Genomic DNA, 16535 nt, shown 5'->3' with positions numbered 1-16535 from the left:
CACGAGACCGATGCACCCTTACGTACCGATCCTCGTTCTCGGTGTGCTCGCGGCGATCTTCGTGGCGGGCACCCTGGTGACGAGCGCGCTGGTCGGACCCAAGCGCTACAACCGGGCCAAGCTCGACTCCTACGAGTGCGGGATCGAGCCGACCCCGCAGCCGGTCGGTGGCGGGCGCTTCCCGGTGAAGTACTACATCACCGCGATGCTCTTCATCGTGTTCGACATCGAGATCATCTTCCTCTACCCGTGGGCGGTCGCCTTCGACCAGATGGCGCTGTTCGGGTTGATCGAGATGGTCATCTTCATCGTCACCGTCTTCATCGCGTACGCCTACGTCTGGCGCCGCGGCGGTTTGGAATGGGACTGAGCAATGGGTGTTGAGGAACAGCTTCCGGCAGGCGTCCTGCTGACCACGATCGAGGGGCTTTCCGGCTACATGCGGAAGGCGTCGTTGTGGCCGGCAACCTTCGGCCTCGCGTGCTGCGCGATCGAGATGATGACGACCGGTGCGCCGCGCTACGACGCCGCCCGGTTCGGCATGGAGGTCTTCCGGGCGTCGCCGCGGCAGGCCGACCTGATGATCGTGGCCGGCCGGGTGAGCCAGAAGATGGCCCCGGTCCTGCGCCAGATCTACGACCAGATGCCGAACCCGAAGTGGGTGCTGGCGATGGGTGTCTGCGCATCGTCGGGCGGCATGTTCAACAACTACGCGATCGTGCAGGGCGTGGACCACGTCGTGCCGGTCGACATGTACCTGCCCGGCTGCCCGCCGCGGCCGGAGATGCTGCTGGACGCGTTCCTGAAGCTGCACGACCACATCCAGCACAGCAAGCTCGGCGCGAACAAGCGGGCGGAGCTGCAGGAGCGTGAGGTGGCCGCGCTGGCTGCCGCGCCGACTATCGAGATGAAGGGGCTTCTCCGGTGAGCGACACGCAACCCGAGAACCTGCCGGCGACGTCGGCGGCCGGTGACGCTCAGACCCCGGCGGCCGAGGTGGTGGACCAGCGGGAGGGCATGTTCGGTGTCCGCGGCACCGGTGACACCTCCGGCTTCGGCGGCCTGCGCCGCCAGGTCGCCCTGCCCGGTGGTACGCCGAAGCCGTACGGCTCCTGGTACGACGGCGCGACCGATCGGCTGGCCGGCCTGGTTGCCGACGGCGCGATCGAGAAGGTCGTGGTCGACCGCACCGAGCTGACCCTGCACATCGCCCGGGAGCACCTGGTCGAGGTGTGCCGGCACCTTCGCGACGACGAGGCGCTGCGGTTCGAGTTCTGCTCCGGCGTCAGCGGGGTGCACTACCCTAACGAGACCGGCCGCGAACTGCACGCCGTCTACCACCTGCTGTCGATCACGCACAACCGGCGGATCCGGCTCGAGGTATCGGCGCCGGACTCCGACCCGCACATCCCGTCGATCGTCTCGATCTACCCGGCCAACGACTGGCACGAGCGGGAGACCTGGGACTTCTTCGGCATCATCTTCGACGGTCACCCGGCGCTGACCCGGATCCAGATGCCGGACGACTGGCCGGGTCACCCGCAGCGCAAGGACTACCCGCTCGGCGGCATCGACGTCGAGTACAAGGGCGCCGTCATCCCGCCGCCCGACACGCGGAGGTCGTACAACTGATGACCACTACAGACCCGTACGCGACCACTCGCGACACCACCGAGGGCAAGGTCTTCACCGTCACCGGCCAGGACTGGGACTCGGTCGTGGCCGGCCTCGGCGAGGAGCCCGAAGAGCGGATCGTCGTCAACATGGGCCCGCAGCACCCGTCCACGCACGGCGTGCTCCGGCTGATCCTCGAGATCGAGGGCGAGACGGTGACCGAGGCCCGCTGCGGCATCGGCTACCTGCACACCGGTATCGAGAAGAACATGGAGTTCCGCTCCTGGGTGCAGGGCGTCACGTTCTGCACCCGGATGGACTACCTGTCGCCGTTCTACAACGAGGCGGCGTACAGCCTGGCGGTCGAGCGGCTGCTCGGGATCGAGGACCAGATCCCGGAGAAGGCCAACGTGATGCGGGTGCTCCTGATGGAGCTCAACCGGATCAGCAGCCACCTGGTCTGCATCGCCACCGGCGGTATGGAGATCGGCGCGCTGACCGTGATGACGATCGGCTTCCGTGAGCGGGAGATGACGCTCGACCTGTTCGAGCTGATCACCGGTCTGCGGATGAACCACGCGTTCATCCGGCCGGGCGGCGTCGCGCAGGACCTGCCCCCGGGTGCGCTGGACAAGATCCGCGAGTACATCACCTGGATGAACAAGCACCTGCCGGAGTACGCCGAGCTCTGCAACGCGAACCCGATCTTCAAGGCCCGGCTGCAGAACGTCGGCTACCTGGATCTGGCCGGCTGCATGGCGCTGGGCATCTCCGGCCCGCCGGTGCGCTCGACCGGCTACGCGCTGGACCTGCGCAAGACCCAGCCGTACTGCGGGTACGAGACGTACGACTTCGACGTACCGACCTGGGACTCCTCGGACTCCTACGGGCGGTTCCGGGTCCGGCTGCAGGAGATGCACGAGTCGCTGAAGATCGTCGAGCAGTGCGCCGACCGGCTGGCGAAGATGGACGGGGACCCGGTGATGGTGGCCGACAAGAAGATCGGCTGGCCGAGCCAGCTGGCCGTCGGCTCCGACGGGATGGGCAACTCCCTCGACCACATCAAGCACATCATGGGCGAGTCGATGGAAGCGCTGATCCATCACTTCAAGCTGGTCACCGAGGGCTTCCGGGTACCGGCCGGCCAGGCCTACGTGGCGCTGGAGTCGCCGCGCGGCGAGCTCGGCTGCCACCTGGTCTCCGACGGCGGCACGAAGCCGTACCGGGCGCACTTCCGCGACCCGTCCTTCGCAAACCTGCAGGCGATGCCGATCATGTGCGAGGGCGCACAGGTCGCCGACGTGATCGTCGCCGTCGCCAGCCTTGACCCGGTGATGGGTGGAGTGGACCGATAGATGGCCGAGAACAGCAGCCAGAATCATGCGACTGCGACCGACAAGCCGGTGCCCTACAGCACGGGTGATTCCAACATCACCGACACCACGATCGCGGAGATGCGCGAGCTGGCCGCCCGGTACCCGGTCGGCCGGTCCGCGCTGCTGCCGATGCTGCACCTGGTGCAGTCGGTCGAGGGCCGGGTCACCCCGGAGGGCATCGAGGCCTGTGCCGACGTGCTCGGGCTGACCGGCGCCGAGGTGTCCGCGGTGGCGACCTTCTACACGATGTACAAGCGCCGCCCGGTCGGCGACTACCACGTCGGGGTCTGCACCAACACGCTGTGCGCCGTGATGGGCGGTGACCTGATCTTCGAGCGGCTCAAGGATCACCTCGACGTCGGCAACGACGAGACCACCGAGGACGGCAAGATCACCCTCGAGCACCTGGAGTGCAACGCCGCCTGCGACTACGCGCCGGTGATGATGGTGAACTGGGAGTTCTTCGACGACATGACGCCGGAGTCGGCGACCCAGCTGGTCGACGACCTGCGCGAGGGCACCGAGGTGAAGTCGCCGCGCGGCGCGACGATCTGCACCTGGCGCGAGGCCGAGCGCGTGCTGGCCGGCTTCCCCGACGGCCGGGCCGACGAGGGCCCGACCGGCGGCAAGGCGACGCTGGCCGGTCTCCGGCTCGCGCGTGAGCGCAACTGGACCGCTCCGGGGCAGCCGTCCCGGACCGACCGGACCCAGAAGGAGGACTGACCATGCTGACCCCGGTACTGTCCGACAACTGGGACCAGATCCGTTCCTGGCAGCTCTCGTCGTACCAGCGTTCCGGCGGGTACGACGCGCTGCGTACGGCGCTGCAGATGCAGCCGGCCGACGTGGTCACCGCCGTCAAGGACTCCGGTCTGCGCGGCCGTGGCGGCGCGGGCTTCCCGACCGGGATGAAGTGGTCGTTCATCCCGCAGGACAACCCGAAGCCGAAGTACCTGGTGGTGAACGCGGACGAGTCCGAGCCCGGCACCTGCAAGGACATCCCGCTGATGCTCGCCTCGCCGCACACGCTGGTCGAGGGCGTCATCATCTCGTCCTACGCGATCCGCGCGAGTGCCGCGTTCATCTATGTCCGCGGTGAGGTCCTGCACGTCGTCCGCCGGCTGCAGCAGGCGGTCGCCGAGGCCAAGGAAGCCGGCTTCATCGGCCAGAACATCCTCGGCAGCGGCTACGACCTGGACGTGATCGTGCACGCCGGCGCGGGCGCCTACATCTGCGGCGAGGAGACGGCGCTGCTGGACTCGCTGGAAGGACGTCGCGGTCAACCTCGGCTGCGTCCTCCGTTCCCGGCGGTGGCCGGTTTGTACGGTTCCCCCACAGTGATCAACAACGTCGAGTCGATCGCGTCCGTTCCCGTCATCCTGAAGAACGGCGCCGACTGGTTCTCCTCGATGGGCACCGAGAAGTCCAAGGGCATGACGCTGTACTCGCTGTCCGGGCACGTCACTCGCCCCGGGCAGTACGAGGCGCCGATGGGCATCACGCTGCGGCAGCTGATCGACCTGGCCGGCGGTGTCCGTCAGGGCCACGAGCTGAAGTTCTGGACGCCGGGTGGTTCGTCCACGCCGTTGCTGACCGCGGAGCACCTCGACGTCCCGCTGGACTACGAGGGCGTCGGCTCGGTCGGCTCGATGCTGGGCACCAAGGCACTGCAGATCTTCGACGACACCACCTGCGTGGTCCGCGCCGTCCTGCGGTGGACCGAGTTCTACAAGCACGAGTCCTGTGGCAAGTGCACTCCGTGCCGTGAGGGCACCTGGTGGCTGGTGCAGATCCTCGAGCGGCTGGAACACGGCAAGGGCACCGAGGAAGACCTGGTCACCCTGCTCGACCTGTGCGAGAACATCACCGGCCGTTCGTTCTGCGCGCTGGCCGACGGCGCGACCGCGCCGATCACCAGCTCGATCCAGCACTTCAAGGACGAGTACCTGGCGCACTTCGAGAACGGCGGCTGCCCGTTCGACCCGATGGCAAGCACTGTCTTCGCTACCGCTGGAGCAAGCGCATGACGATCGCTAACAACACAGTGAACCCGTCAGCGGAGGTGGAGCGCACCGATCTGGTGACGGTCACCATCGACGACATCGAGGTGAAGGTTCCCAAGAACACCCTGCTGATCCGGGCCGCGGAGCAGATCGGGATCCAGATCCCGCGATTCTGCGACCACCCGCTGCTCGACCCGGTCGGCGCCTGCCGGCAGTGCCTGGTCGAGATCACCGACGCCGGGAACGGCCGGGGCATGCCGAAGCCGCAGGCCTCCTGCACGATCACCGTCGCCGACGGCATGGTGGTCCGGACCCAGGTGTCCTCGCCGGTGGCGGACAAGGCCCAGCACGGGAACATGGAGTTCCTGCTGATCAACCACCCGCTGGACTGCCCGGTCTGCGACAAGGGTGGCGAGTGCCCGCTGCAGAACCAGGCGATGAGCAACGGCCGCGGTGAGAGCCGCTTCCACGAGATCAAGCGGACCTACCCCAAGCCGATCAACATCTCGGCCGAGGTGCTGCTGGACCGCGAGCGCTGCATCCTCTGCGCCCGCTGCACCCGGTTCTCCGAGCAGATCGCCGGTGACCCGTTCATCGCGCTGATCGAGCGCGGTGCGCTGCAGCAGGTCGGCATCTACGAGAAGGAGCCGTTCGAGAGCTACTTCTCCGGAAACACGATCCAGATCTGCCCGGTCGGTGCGCTGACGAGTGCGGCGTACCGGTTCCGGTCCCGGCCGTTCGACCTGGTCTCGGTTCCGTCGGTGGCGGAGCACGACTCCTCCGGCGCGGCGATCCGGGTCGACTACCGGCGCGGCAAGGTGATGCGCCGGCTCGCCGGTGACGACCCGCAGGTCAACGAGGAGTGGATCTCCGACAAGGACCGGTTCGCGTTCAACTACGCGACCACCGGCGACCGGCTGACTCACCCGATGATCCGCGAGGACGGCGAGCTCCGGCCGGCGTCCTGGCCGGAGGCGCTGACCTTCGCGGCGGAGAAGCTGACGGAGGCCCGCGGCAACGCGGCGGTGCTGACCGGTGGCCGGCTGACCATCGAGGACGCCTACGCGTACTCGAAGTTCGCCCGGGTCGCCCTCGGCACCAACGACATCGACTTCCGGGCCCGGCCGCACTCCGCCGAGGAGGCGGACTTCCTCGCCGCCGCGGTGGCCGGCACCGGTCTCGGTACGACGTTCGCCGACCTGGAGCAGGCCGGATCCGTGCTGTTCGTCGGGTTCGAGCCCGAAGAGGAAGCGCCGTCGGTGTTCCTGCGGCTCCGCAAGGCCGTCAAGGCTCGCGGGACCAAGGTCTTCACGGTCGCGGCATACGGCTCCCGCGGAGTCGAGAAGCTCAACGGTGTCGTCGTCCACGCATCGCCTGGCACGGAGGCCGCCGTACTGGCCGACCTCGGCAGCGCCGGTGAGGCCGGAGCGGCTGCCCGCGCGGCGCTCGGTGCGGACTCGATCATCATCGTGGGCGAGCGGCTGGCCAGTGCACCGGGTGGCTACTCGACCGCACTGCGGCTGGCGCTCGACACGGGTGCGCAGCTGGCCTGGATCCCGCGGCGTGCCGGTGACCGCGCTGCCCTCGAGGCCGGATGTCTGCCGGGGCTGCTGCCCGGTGGCCGGCTGGTGACCGACCCGCAGGCGCGGGTCGACATGCAGGCCGCCTGGGGTGTGGAGAACCTGCCGTCGAACGTCGGCAAAGACCTCACCGAGATCATCGCCAACGCCGGATCGCTGCAGGCACTGGTGGTCGCGGGCGTCGAGATCGACGACCTGCCCGACCCGGCCGCCGCACTGGCCGCGCTCGAGGCCGCGCCGTTCGTGGTCAGCTTCGAGGTCCGCAGCTCGCAGGTGACCGAGCACGCCGACGTGATCTTCCCGGTGGTTCCGCCGGCGGAGAAGGACGGCACCTTCGTCAACTGGGAGGGTCGCGAGCGGCCGTTCCCGGTGGTGCTGAAGGTCCCGACCGCGATGCCCGATGTCCGGGCACTGGCCGCGCTGGCGCAGGAGATGGACCGCTCGCTCGGGTTCGGTACTCCGGCCGGGGCGAAGAAAGAGCTCGACGAGCTCGGCCGCTGGGACGGCGATCGCGCGCAGGAGCCGACGTACCACGCCGGTCCGTCGCTCGGGGCGTTCGACTCCACCCGGCTGGCGACCTGGCGGATGCTGATCGACGACAGCCGTGCGAACGACGGTGAGCCGCACCTGACCGCGACCGCGCGCAAGCCGGTCGCCCGGGTGTCGCTGACCACGGCGCGCCGGGTCGGTGTCGCCGACGGGGACGAGCTGGTGGTGAGCACCGACGCCGGTTCGATCCGGTTGCCGGTCGTGATCACCCCGATGACCGAGAACGTGGTCTGGCTGCCGGCCAACTCGGCCGACTCCCACGTCCGACGGTCTCTGCACGCAGACCATGGCTCGATCGTCACGATCGCCGGAGGGAACGCATGACCAACATCCCGCTTGCGGTGCCGGATGCGGGCTTCGGCCACGACCCCTGGTGGGTCGTCGGCCTCAAGGTGCTGCTGGTCTTCGTCTTCCTGATCGTGCTGACGCTGTTCAACATCTGGTGGGAGCGCCGGGTCGTGGCCCGGATGCAGCACCGGATCGGTCCGAACGTGCACGGTCCGCAGGGCCTGCTGCAGTCGCTGGCCGACGGTATGAAGCTGATGTTCAAGGAAGACCTGATGCCGAAGGGCGTGGACAAGCTCGTCTATGTCGCGGCGCCGGTGATCGTGTCGATCCCGGCCTTCCTGACCTTCGCGGTGATCCCGTTCGGGCCGACGGTGAAGATCCCGTTCACCGACACCTACACCCGGCTGCAGATCACCGACCTGCCGGTCTCGGTGCTGTACGTGATGGCGGTCGCCTCGATCGGCATCTACGGCATCGTGCTCGGCGGCTGGTCGTCCAACTCGACGTACTCACTGCTCGGCGGCCTGCGGTCCAGCGCGCAGATGATCTCGTACGAGGTCGCCATGGGCCTGGCGCTGGTGACCGTGTTCCTGTTCGCCGGTTCGATGTCCACCTCGGAGATCGTCGCGGCGCAGTCGCACCAGACCGTGCACCTGTTCGGTACGGCGATCTCGCTGCCCGGGTGGTACGCGTTCCTGCTCTTCCCGTCGTTCGTGATCTACGTGATCTCGATGATCGGCGAGACGAACCGGGCGCCGTTCGACCTGCCGGAAGCCGAGGGCGAGCTGGTGGCCGGCTTCCTCACCGAGTACTCGTCGATGAAGTACGCGATGTTCTTCCTGGCCGAGTACATCAACATGGCGACCGTGTCGGCGCTGGCCACCACACTGTTCCTGGGCGGCTGGCGGGCCCCGTGGCCGATCTCGATCTGGGACGGCGCGAACTCCGGCTTCTGGCCGGTGCTGTGGTTCGTCGGCAAGATGATGTGCTTCATCTTCTTCTACATCTGGCTGCGCGGCACGCTGCCGCGACTGCGCTACGACCAGTTCATGCGGCTCGGCTGGAAGGTCCTGATCCCGATCTCGCTGGCGTGGATCCTGCTGGTCGCCACCGTTCGCGCGGTCGGCCGGGAGACCACCTTCAGCCGCACCACGCTGCTGGTCGCCGCCGGCATCGTGCTGGTGTTCGCGGTGATCAGCCTGTTCGTGCCGGGCAAGCCCAAAGAAGACAAGACCGAGGTCGACGACGGCGAGGAGTTCGACGCCTTCGCCGGCGGCTTCCCGGTGCCACCACCGCTCGTCAAGACTCCGAGCCGAAGCGAGGAAGCACGTCGTGGCTAGTGTCAAAGAGTCCCTCTGGGACCCGGTAGCGGGCTTCGGGGTCACCTTCCGGACGATGTTCCGCAAGGTGTTCACCGAGGAGTACCCGTTCGAGAAGAAGCCGACCGCTCCCCGCTTCCACGGCCGGCACCAGCTGAACCGCTGGCCGGACGGCCTGGAGAAGTGCATCGGCTGCGAGCTGTGTGCCTGGGCGTGCCCCGCGGACGCGATCTACGTCGAGGGCGCGTCCAACGTCGACGACGCCGACGGCGCCTCCGGCCGGTTCTCCCCTGGTGAGCGGTACGGACGCGTCTACCAGATCAACTACCTGCGCTGCATCCTCTGCGGTCTGTGCATCGAGGCCTGCCCGACCCGGGCGCTCACGATGACCAACGAGTACGAGCTGGCCGACAGCACCCGCGCGTCCCTCATCTACGAGAAGAAGGACCTGCTGGCGCCGATGCTTCCCGGGATGCAGGAGCCGCCGCACGACATGCAGCTCGGCACCACCGAGAAGGACTACTACCTCGGTCTGACCGGTGCCGCCGTACCGGCTGAGAGTGGTGAGGCCAAATGATGGTCCCCCTGGTCACCGGTGGGCACTTCGCTTTCTGGCTGCTGGCGCCGGTGATGATCCTGGCCGCGATCGCGATGGTTCTGGTCCGCAAGGCGGTGCACTCGGCGCTGCTGCTCGCGACGGTGATGATCTGCCTCGCGGTGCAGTACGCCGCTCTGGACGCGCCGTTCCTGTTCGCCGTACAGATCATCGTCTACACCGGCGCGATCCTGATGCTGTTCCTGTTCGTGCTGATGCTGGTCGGTGTGGACGCGTCCGACTCCCTGGTGGAGACGATTCGCGGCCAGCGGCTGCTGGCCGCGCTGGCCTTCCTGGGCTTCGGGATCCTGCTGGTTGCCGCCGTCGGCAACGCGATCTACGGCAACCCGGTCGGGCTGGCCGGCGCGCAGCCGGACGGGAACCCGAAGGGCATCGCGCAACTGCTGTTCGGTAAGTACGTGTTCGCCTTCGAGGTGACGTCCGCGCTGCTGATCACCGCGGCGCTGGGCGCGATGATGCTGGCCCACCGTGAGCGGCTGACCAAGAAGCGGACGCAGCGCGACCACGCCGAGGAGCGGATCCGCAAGTACGCCGAGCGGGGGATCCACCCGGGTCCGCTGCCGACTCCCGGCGTACTGGCGCGGCACAACGCCGTCGACACCCCGGCGCTGCTGCCGGACGGGTCGATCGCACCGACCTCGGTTTCGCGCGTGCTCCAGGCGCGTGGCACGGTGTTCCCCGAAGCCGACGAGCGCTCGGACATCGAAGAGGTGCGCAAGCTCGAAGCGGGCGAGGACTATCCGTCCGAGGCCGAGAGCACCGACCTTTCCGGATTTGGCGAGGAGGACAAGCTGTGAGCGAGCGGAGCGAGCGAACCAATCAACGCAGCACCCCTTGGTCCTGCGCGACCGGAGCGAAGCGAGGTCGGGCATGACCACAGAGCCGTACATCATCCTCGCGGCGATCCTGTTCAGCATCGGCGCGCTCGGCGTGCTGGTGCGCCGCAACGCCATCGTCGTCTTCATGTGTGTCGAACTGATGCTGAACGCGACCAACCTCGCGTTCGTCAGCTTCGCCCGCCAGCACGGCAACCTCGACGGTCAGATCGCCGCCTTCTTCGTGATGGTGGTGGCCGCGGCCGAGGTCGTGATCGGGCTGGCGATCATCATGGCCATCTTCCGCACCCGTCGCTCGGCCTCGGTCGACGACGCCAACCTGCTCAAGTACTGAGGTAAGCACCGATGAGTCATGAGCTGACGTGGCTGCTGGTCGCGGTCCCGGCCGTGTCCGCGGCGATCCTGCTGCTGGGTGGCAAGGCCACCAACGCGTGGGGTCACCTGCTGGGCACGCTGGCACCGCTGATCTCCTTCGCCTTCGGCGTCGTCCTGTTCTTCCAGATGCAGGCCAAGGCCGGCGACCAGCGGTCCGAGACGATCAACCTGTTCGAGTGGTTCTCGGTCGGCAACATCAAGGTGGAGTTCAGCCTGCTGATCGATCCGCTGTCGATCCTGTTCGTGCTGCTGATCACCGGTGTGGGTTCGCTGATCCACATCTACTCGATCGGCTACATGGAGCACGACGCGCGGCGGCGCCGGTTCTTCGGCTACCTGAACCTGTTCATCGCCTCGATGCTGCTGCTGGTCCTCGCGGCCGACTACCTGCTGGTGTTCGTCGGCTGGGAGGGTGTCGGCCTGGCGTCGTACCTGCTGATCGGGTTCTGGCAGCACAAGAACTCGGCCGCGGTCGCCGCGAAGAAGGCGTTCGTGGTGAACCGGGTCGGTGACATCGGGCTGTCGCTCGCGGTGATGAGCATGTGGGCGCTGTTCGGCTCCTCGGCCTTCGCCACGGTGGACGCCGGCGCCGAGCACCTGTCGAGCACCTGGGCCACGCTGCTTGGCCTGATGCTGCTGCTGGCCGCCTGCGGAAAGTCCGCGCAGGTGCCGCTGCAGTCCTGGCTGCTGGACGCGATGGAAGGCCCGACCCCGGTGTCGGCGCTGATCCACGCGGCGACCATGGTCACCGCGGGCGTCTACCTGGTGGTCCGCTCGAACGCGATCTACGAGGTCACCGACACCGCGTCCACGGCGGTGGTGATCGTCGGGACGGTCACCGCGCTGGCCGGTGCGATCATCGGTTGCGCCAAGGACGACATCAAGAAGGCGCTGGCCGGTTCGACGATGAGCCAGATCGGCTACATGATGATCGCCGCGGGTCTCGGCCCGGTGGGCTACGCCTTCGCGATCTTCCACCTGCTCACGCACGGCTTCTTCAAGGCCAACATGTTCCTCGGTGCCGGCTCGGTGATGCACGGCATGAACGACGACGTGAACATGCGGCGCTACGGCGGCCTGGCGAAGTACATGAAGGTCACCTTCGTGACGTTCGCCTTCGGCTACCTGGCGATCCTCGGCATCCCGCCGTTCTCCGGCTTCTTCAGCAAGGACCACATCATCGAGGTCGCCTTCGCGGAGAACACCGTGGTCGGTCTGTGTGCGCTGCTCGGCGCCGGGATCACCGCGTTCTACATGACGCGGCTGATGATGATGACCTTCTTCGGCGAGAAGCGCTGGGAGAAGGACGTGCACCCGCACGAGTCTCCGAACGTGATGACGGGTCCGCTGATCATCCTGGCGATCCTGTCGCTGGTCGGCGGCGCGCTCTACTTCGTCAACCACTGGATCGTCACCTGGCTGGAGCCGGTCACCGGTTTCGAGGAGGCCGAGCCACCGATCGGCGCGCTGCCGATGACGCTGATCATCCTCGCGGTGGTGGTCGTCGGCGCCGCGATCGGAGTCGTGCTGTTCCGCCGGGACATCCCGCGCGAGGCGCCCGTCCGGGTCTCGCCGGTCACCACCTTCGCCCGCCGTGACCTGTACGGCGACGCGCTCAACGAGTCGGTCTTCATGCGCCCGGGCCAGTACCTCACCCGGACGCTGGTCTGGTTCGACAACCGTGGTGTGGACGGCCTCGTGAACGGGCTGGCCGCACTGTTCGGTGGACTGTCCGGCCGGCTCCGCCGGTTCCAGACGGGCTTCGTCCGTTCCTACGCACTCAGCATGGTTTTCGGCGCCGCACTCGTGGTCGTCGCCCTCCTCGCGGTGAGGTTGTCGTGAACATCGGTTGGCTGACCCTGTTACTGCTCCTGCCGTTCGTGGGGGCGATAGCGACGATGCTGGTCCCCGGGGCGAAGGCCCTGCTGGCCAAGCAGGTCGCGCTCGGCTTCTCGCTCGTCACGCTGGTGCTGACCGCGATCGTCGCGATCGGCTACCAGCGCAACGGCGCCGAGGACTACGCCGAGACCTACACCTGGATCAAGGCCTTCGGCGCGCACTACGCGCTCGGCCTGGACGGTGTCGGTGTCGTCCTGCTGGTGCTGACCGCGCTGCTGACCCCGGTCGTGCTGATCGCGTCCTGGAACGACGCGCAGAAGGGCCGCTGGTCGGAGAAGTCCTTCTTCGCCTGGATCCTCGGCCTGGAGGCCCTGTCGATCGGCGTGTTCAGCGCCACCGACGTGTTCCTCTTCTACGTGCTGTTCGAGGCCACGCTGATCCCGATGTACTTCCTGATCGGCGGCTTCGGCGGTCCGCAGCGCTCGTACGCCGCCGTGAAGTTCCTGCTCTACTCGCTGCTCGGCGGTCTGCTGATGCTGGCGTCGGTGGTCGGCCTGTACGTCGTGTCGGCCAGGCAGGGCGAGCCGTCGTACCTGCTGAGCGACATGATGAAGCTCGACATGAGCCAGAACACCGAGCGCTGGCTGTTCCTCGGCTTCATGATCGCCTTCGCGGTGAAGGCGCCGATGGTGCCGTTCCACACCTGGCTGCCGGACGCCGCCGGCGAGGCGACGCCGGGGACGTCGGTCCTGCTGGTCGGCATCCTGGACAAGATCGGCACCTTCGGGATGATCCGGTACTGCCTAGGTCTGTTCCCGAACGCGTCCGAGTGGGCCACCCCGGTCGTCCTGGTCCTCGCGCTGATCTCGGTCCTGTACGGCGCTCTGCTGGCGATCGGGCAGACCGACATCAAGCGGCTGATCGCGTACACCTCGATCTCGCACTTCGGCTTCATCGTGATGGGCATCTTCGCGCTGACGTCGCAGGGCCTGACCGGATCGACGCTGTACATGTTCAACCACGGTCTCTCGACAGCGGCGCTGTTCCTGGTCGCCGGGTACTTGATCTCCCGGCGCGGATCCGCGCGGATCGCGGACTACGGCGGGGTGGAGAAGGTGGCGCCGGTGCTGGCCGGAACGTTCCTGTTCGCCGGCCTGTCCAGCCTGGCACTGCCCGGCATGTCGCCGTTCATCTCCGAGTTCATGGTGCTGGCCGGGACGTTCAGCCGGCACAAGGTGATCGCGGTGATCGCGGTCGTCGGCATCGTGCTGGCCGCGCTGTACATCCTGCTGATGTACCAACGCACGATGACCGGACCGGTCCGGGACGGAATCGAGAAGCTCAAGGACCTGAACGCGCGTGAGATCCTCGCGATCGCACCGTTGATGGTCCTGATCGTCGGCCTCGGCATCTTCCCGAAGCCGGTGGTCGACATCATCAAGCCCGCGGTCGAGTCGACCATGCAGCGGGTGGGCGTCACCGACAAGGCTCCGCAGATCCCCGTGACGGAGGGACAGAAGTGATCGCGCACATCCTGCCGCTGGCGGATTTCACGGCGCCCAAGATCGAGTACAACGAGCTGGCTCCGCTGCTCGTGGTCTTCGGTGCGGCGTGTGTCGGCGTACTGGTCGAGGCGTTCCTGCCCCGGCAGTTGCGGCACCTGGTGCAGCTGGCGATCGCCGTGGTGGCCCTGGTCGCCGCGGGCGTGCTCAGCGGAATCCTGCTGGCCGACAAGAAGGAGCTGATCGCGGCGCAGGGCGAGATCTCGGTCGACGGCCCGGCGCTGTTCACCTGGCTCCTGCTGCTGGCGCTGACGCTGATCAGCCTGCTGCTGTTCGCCGAGCGGTCGGTCGACGGTGGCCTGTCCGCGTTCGCCGGCCAGGCGGCCGCCGTACCGGGGTCCGAGGCCGAGCGGGAGGGCACGGCGGCCAAGGTCGAGCACACCGAGATCTTCCCGCTGACCCTGTTCGCGGTCTTCGGCATGATGCTGTTCGCCGCGTCGAACGACCTGCTGGTGCTGTTCGTCGCGCTCGAGGTGTTCTCGCTGCCGTTGTACCTGCTCTGCGGCCTGGCGCGTCGTCGCCGGCTGATCTCGCAGGAAGCCGCGATGAAGTACTTCCTGCTCGGCGCGTTCTCCTCGGCGTTCCTGCTGTTCGGCATCGCGCTGCTCTACGGGTACGCCGGGACGATGTCGCTGGGCGGGATCTCGGACGCGCTGTCCACCCAGGTCGGTGGCGACACCATCCTGCTGGCCGGCACGGGTCTGGTGGCGGTCGGCCTGCTGTTCAAGGTCGGCGCCGTACCGTTCCACTCGTGGACCCCGGACGTGTACCAGGGTGCACCGACGCCGGTCACCGGGTTCATGGCGGCCTGCACCAAGATCGCCGCGTTCATCGGCCTGATGCGGGTCTTCTACGTCGCCCTCGGCGGGACCCGGTGGGACTGGGCGCCGATGATGTGGATCGTCGCGATCCTGACCATGGTGGTCGGCTCGGTCGTCGCGATCACCCAGAGCGACGTGAAGCGGATGCTCGCGTACTCGTCGATCGCACACGCGGGCTTCCTGCTGACCGCGTTCATCGGGCTGGCGCAGGCCGGTAACGGGGTCACCACCGGCATCACCTCGACCCAGGCGGTGCTGTTCTACCTGGTCACCTACGGCTTCCCGACCATCGGTGCGTTCGCCGTCGTCACGCTGGTGCGGGATGCCGGCGGCGAGGCGACCCACCTGTCGCGGTGGGCCGGGCTGGGCAAGAAGTCGCCGCTGCTGGCCGGCATCTTCGCGTTCTTCCTGCTCTCGTTCGCCGGCATCCCGCTGACCGCGGGCTTCACCGGCAAGTGGGCCGTGTTCAGCGCGGCGTGGACCGGCGGCGCGTGGCCGCTGGTGGTGGTCGCCGTCCTGTGCAGCCTGGTCGCAGCGTTCTTCTACGTCCGCGTGATCGTGCTGATGTTCTTCTCCGACCTCCCGGCCGACGCGCCGGACGTGGCGCTGCCCGGCTGGCAGACCACGACCGCCGTCGCCCTCGGTCTCGCCGCTACCGTGGTTCTCGGCCTGGTCCCCGGACCGGTGCTCGACCTGGCGGCCCGCGCAGGTGAGTTCATCCGTTGAGCCCGACCCCGCTGCCGGCCGAGAGCCTGGGATTCGCGTTCGCCGACGAGGCGCTCGAGTCCCGGGTTCGTGCTGGGCTGGAGACCGTCGAGCAGGCGCTGCGCGACGCGACCCAGTCGGAGGCGCCGTTCGTCACCGCGGCGGCGCAGCACGTCATGGTTGCCGGTGGCAAGCGGTTCCGGCCGCTGCTGGTCCTGCTGGCGTCCGAGTTCGGGCCGGACGCCGGGGCTGACGACGTGGTGAAGGCGGCCGTCGTGGTCGAGCTCACCCACGTCGCGACCCTGCATCACGACGACGTGATGGACGAGGCCGCGCTCCGGCGGGGCTCGTCCACCGCGAACGCCCGCTGGGACAACTCGGTCGCCATCCTGTCCGGCGACTGGCTGTTCGCCCGGGCCTCCGACCTGGTCGCCGACCTCGGACCGGAGGCGGTCCGGATCCAGGCCCGGACCTTCGGCCGCCTGGTCGAGGGCCAGATCCGGGAGACCCTGGGTGTCGGCGAGGGCCAGGATCCGCTGAAGCACTACCTGTCGGTCGTTGCCGACAAGACCGGCTCGCTGATCGCAACGTCGGCGCTCTTCGGTGCCCGGTACGCCGGTGCTTCCGAGGAGATCCAGGAGTCGTTGCGGGCGTTCGGTGAGGAGATCGGCGTAGCCTTCCAGCTCGCCGACGACATCCTCGACGTCGCCTCGGAGTCCGACCAGTCCGGCAAGACTCCCGGCACCGACCTGCGCGAGGGTGTCCCGACCCTCCCGGTCCTGATCTTCCGCGCCCAGGCCGACCCGTCGGACTCGACGGACGCCCGGCTGCTCGAGCTTCTCGATTCGGACCTGTCCGACGATGCTCGCCTGGCCGAGACCCTCGACCTGCTCCGCGCCCACCCGGCGTTCCGTCAGGCGGAGGACGACGTACGCCGTCGTGCGACGGACGCCCGCAAACTCCTCGCCACCCTGCCCCAAGGCCCCGCCCGAGAAGCCCTCGACTCCCTCTGCGACCTCGTCGCCACCCGCTCGGTCTAGAGTCGCCGCCTG

At 67.9% G+C, this 16535-nt stretch carries 15 protein-coding genes; all 15 read left to right on the top strand.

Going from position 1 to position 16535, the window contains the following annotated elements; all coding sequences use genetic code 11:
- Positions 1-10 precede the first annotated feature (10 nt).
- The 15 genes from AB0E63_RS01865 to AB0E63_RS01795 all read left to right on the top strand — a co-directional run bounded on the left by AB0E63_RS01865 (position 11) and on the right by AB0E63_RS01795 (position 16523).
- Positions 11-370 (top strand): NADH-quinone oxidoreductase subunit A, encoded by a 360-nt coding sequence (locus tag AB0E63_RS01865; protein ID WP_360359788.1) that lies wholly within the window; start codon positions 11-13, stop codon positions 368-370.
- 3 nt (positions 371-373) lie between these two features.
- Complete coding sequence (locus tag AB0E63_RS01860; protein WP_360359785.1) at positions 374-928, top strand: NADH-quinone oxidoreductase subunit B family protein; 555 nt, start codon at positions 374-376, stop codon at positions 926-928.
- On the top strand, positions 925-1632 hold the full coding sequence (locus tag AB0E63_RS01855) for an NADH-quinone oxidoreductase subunit C (protein WP_360359784.1): 708 nt from the start codon (positions 925-927) through the stop codon (positions 1630-1632). The genes AB0E63_RS01860 and AB0E63_RS01855 overlap by 4 nt, the downstream gene beginning before the upstream one ends.
- Positions 1632-2969 carry an NADH-quinone oxidoreductase subunit D gene (locus AB0E63_RS01850; protein ID WP_360359782.1) on the top strand — a complete coding sequence of 446 codons (1338 nt, stop codon included), beginning with the start codon at positions 1632-1634 and terminating at the stop codon, positions 2967-2969. Before AB0E63_RS01855 ends, AB0E63_RS01850 begins: the two co-directional genes overlap by 1 nt.
- A complete protein-coding gene (nuoE, locus tag AB0E63_RS01845) occupies positions 2970-3713 on the top strand; it encodes an NADH-quinone oxidoreductase subunit NuoE (RefSeq protein WP_360359780.1) in 744 nt (247 codons plus the stop codon).
- 2 nt (positions 3714-3715) lie between these two features.
- A complete protein-coding gene (gene nuoF, locus AB0E63_RS01840) occupies positions 3716-5017 on the top strand; it encodes an NADH-quinone oxidoreductase subunit NuoF (RefSeq protein ID WP_360359777.1) in 1302 nt (433 codons plus the stop codon).
- Positions 5014-7446 carry an NADH-quinone oxidoreductase subunit G gene (locus AB0E63_RS01835; RefSeq protein ID WP_360359776.1) on the top strand — a complete coding sequence of 811 codons (2433 nt, stop codon included), beginning with the start codon at positions 5014-5016 and terminating at the stop codon, positions 7444-7446. The genes nuoF and AB0E63_RS01835 overlap by 4 nt, the downstream gene beginning before the upstream one ends.
- Entirely contained in the window at positions 7443-8750 is a 1308-nt protein-coding gene (nuoH, locus tag AB0E63_RS01830; RefSeq protein ID WP_360359774.1) for an NADH-quinone oxidoreductase subunit NuoH, read from the top strand. Before AB0E63_RS01835 ends, nuoH begins: the two co-directional genes overlap by 4 nt.
- Positions 8743-9306, top strand: a complete 564-nt coding sequence (gene nuoI / locus AB0E63_RS01825; protein WP_360359773.1) for an NADH-quinone oxidoreductase subunit NuoI — start codon at positions 8743-8745, stop codon at positions 9304-9306. The genes nuoH and nuoI overlap by 8 nt, the downstream gene beginning before the upstream one ends.
- Positions 9306-10142 (top strand): NADH-quinone oxidoreductase subunit J, encoded by an 837-nt coding sequence (locus tag AB0E63_RS01820; protein WP_360360303.1) that lies wholly within the window; start codon positions 9306-9308, stop codon positions 10140-10142. The genes nuoI and AB0E63_RS01820 overlap by 1 nt, the downstream gene beginning before the upstream one ends.
- Positions 10143-10215: 73 nt before the next feature.
- Entirely contained in the window at positions 10216-10515 is a 300-nt protein-coding gene (gene nuoK / locus AB0E63_RS01815) for an NADH-quinone oxidoreductase subunit NuoK (RefSeq protein ID WP_360359771.1), read from the top strand.
- 11 nt (positions 10516-10526) lie between these two features.
- Positions 10527-12398 carry an NADH-quinone oxidoreductase subunit L gene (nuoL, locus tag AB0E63_RS01810; protein WP_360359768.1) on the top strand — a complete coding sequence of 624 codons (1872 nt, stop codon included), beginning with the start codon at positions 10527-10529 and terminating at the stop codon, positions 12396-12398.
- Positions 12395-13918 carry an NADH-quinone oxidoreductase subunit M gene (locus AB0E63_RS01805; protein ID WP_360359765.1) on the top strand — a complete coding sequence of 508 codons (1524 nt, stop codon included), beginning with the start codon at positions 12395-12397 and terminating at the stop codon, positions 13916-13918. Before nuoL ends, AB0E63_RS01805 begins: the two co-directional genes overlap by 4 nt.
- The gene (gene nuoN / locus AB0E63_RS01800; RefSeq protein WP_360359762.1) at positions 13915-15504 is read left to right on the top strand and encodes an NADH-quinone oxidoreductase subunit NuoN; all 1590 of its coding nucleotides are present in this window, start codon (positions 13915-13917) and stop codon (positions 15502-15504) included. The genes AB0E63_RS01805 and nuoN overlap by 4 nt, the downstream gene beginning before the upstream one ends.
- Entirely contained in the window at positions 15501-16523 is a 1023-nt protein-coding gene (locus AB0E63_RS01795; RefSeq protein WP_360359759.1) for a polyprenyl synthetase family protein, read from the top strand. Before nuoN ends, AB0E63_RS01795 begins: the two co-directional genes overlap by 4 nt.
- Positions 16524-16535 lie beyond the last annotated feature (12 nt).

The organism is Kribbella sp. NPDC026596 (assembly GCF_040638415.1).
Classification (GTDB): Bacteria; Actinomycetota; Actinomycetes; order Propionibacteriales; family Kribbellaceae; genus Kribbella.
Note: the sequence above shows the minus strand (reverse complement) of the source record. Positions and strands in the feature narration are given on the sequence as shown.

Excerpts from the sequence above, each read along its gene's own strand:
- AB0E63_RS01850 (WP_360359782.1), top strand. The coding sequence starts at position 1,632 with ATGACCACTACAGACCCGTACGCGACCACTCGCGACACCACCGAGGGC.
- AB0E63_RS01835 (WP_360359776.1), top strand. The coding sequence starts at position 5,014 with ATGACGATCGCTAACAACACAGTGAACCCGTCAGCGGAGGTGGAGCGC.
- nuoF (WP_360359777.1), top strand. The coding sequence starts at position 3,716 with ATGCTGACCCCGGTACTGTCCGACAACTGGGACCAGATCCGTTCCTGG.
- nuoE (WP_360359780.1), top strand. The coding sequence starts at position 2,970 with ATGGCCGAGAACAGCAGCCAGAATCATGCGACTGCGACCGACAAGCCG.
- AB0E63_RS01820 (WP_360360303.1), top strand. The coding sequence starts at position 9,306 with ATGGTCCCCCTGGTCACCGGTGGGCACTTCGCTTTCTGGCTGCTGGCG.
- AB0E63_RS01860 (WP_360359785.1), top strand. The coding sequence starts at position 374 with ATGGGTGTTGAGGAACAGCTTCCGGCAGGCGTCCTGCTGACCACGATC.
- nuoK (WP_360359771.1), top strand. The coding sequence starts at position 10,216 with ATGACCACAGAGCCGTACATCATCCTCGCGGCGATCCTGTTCAGCATC.
- AB0E63_RS01865 (WP_360359788.1), top strand. The coding sequence starts at position 11 with ATGCACCCTTACGTACCGATCCTCGTTCTCGGTGTGCTCGCGGCGATC.
- nuoH (WP_360359774.1), top strand. The coding sequence starts at position 7,443 with ATGACCAACATCCCGCTTGCGGTGCCGGATGCGGGCTTCGGCCACGAC.
- nuoL (WP_360359768.1), top strand. The coding sequence starts at position 10,527 with ATGAGTCATGAGCTGACGTGGCTGCTGGTCGCGGTCCCGGCCGTGTCC.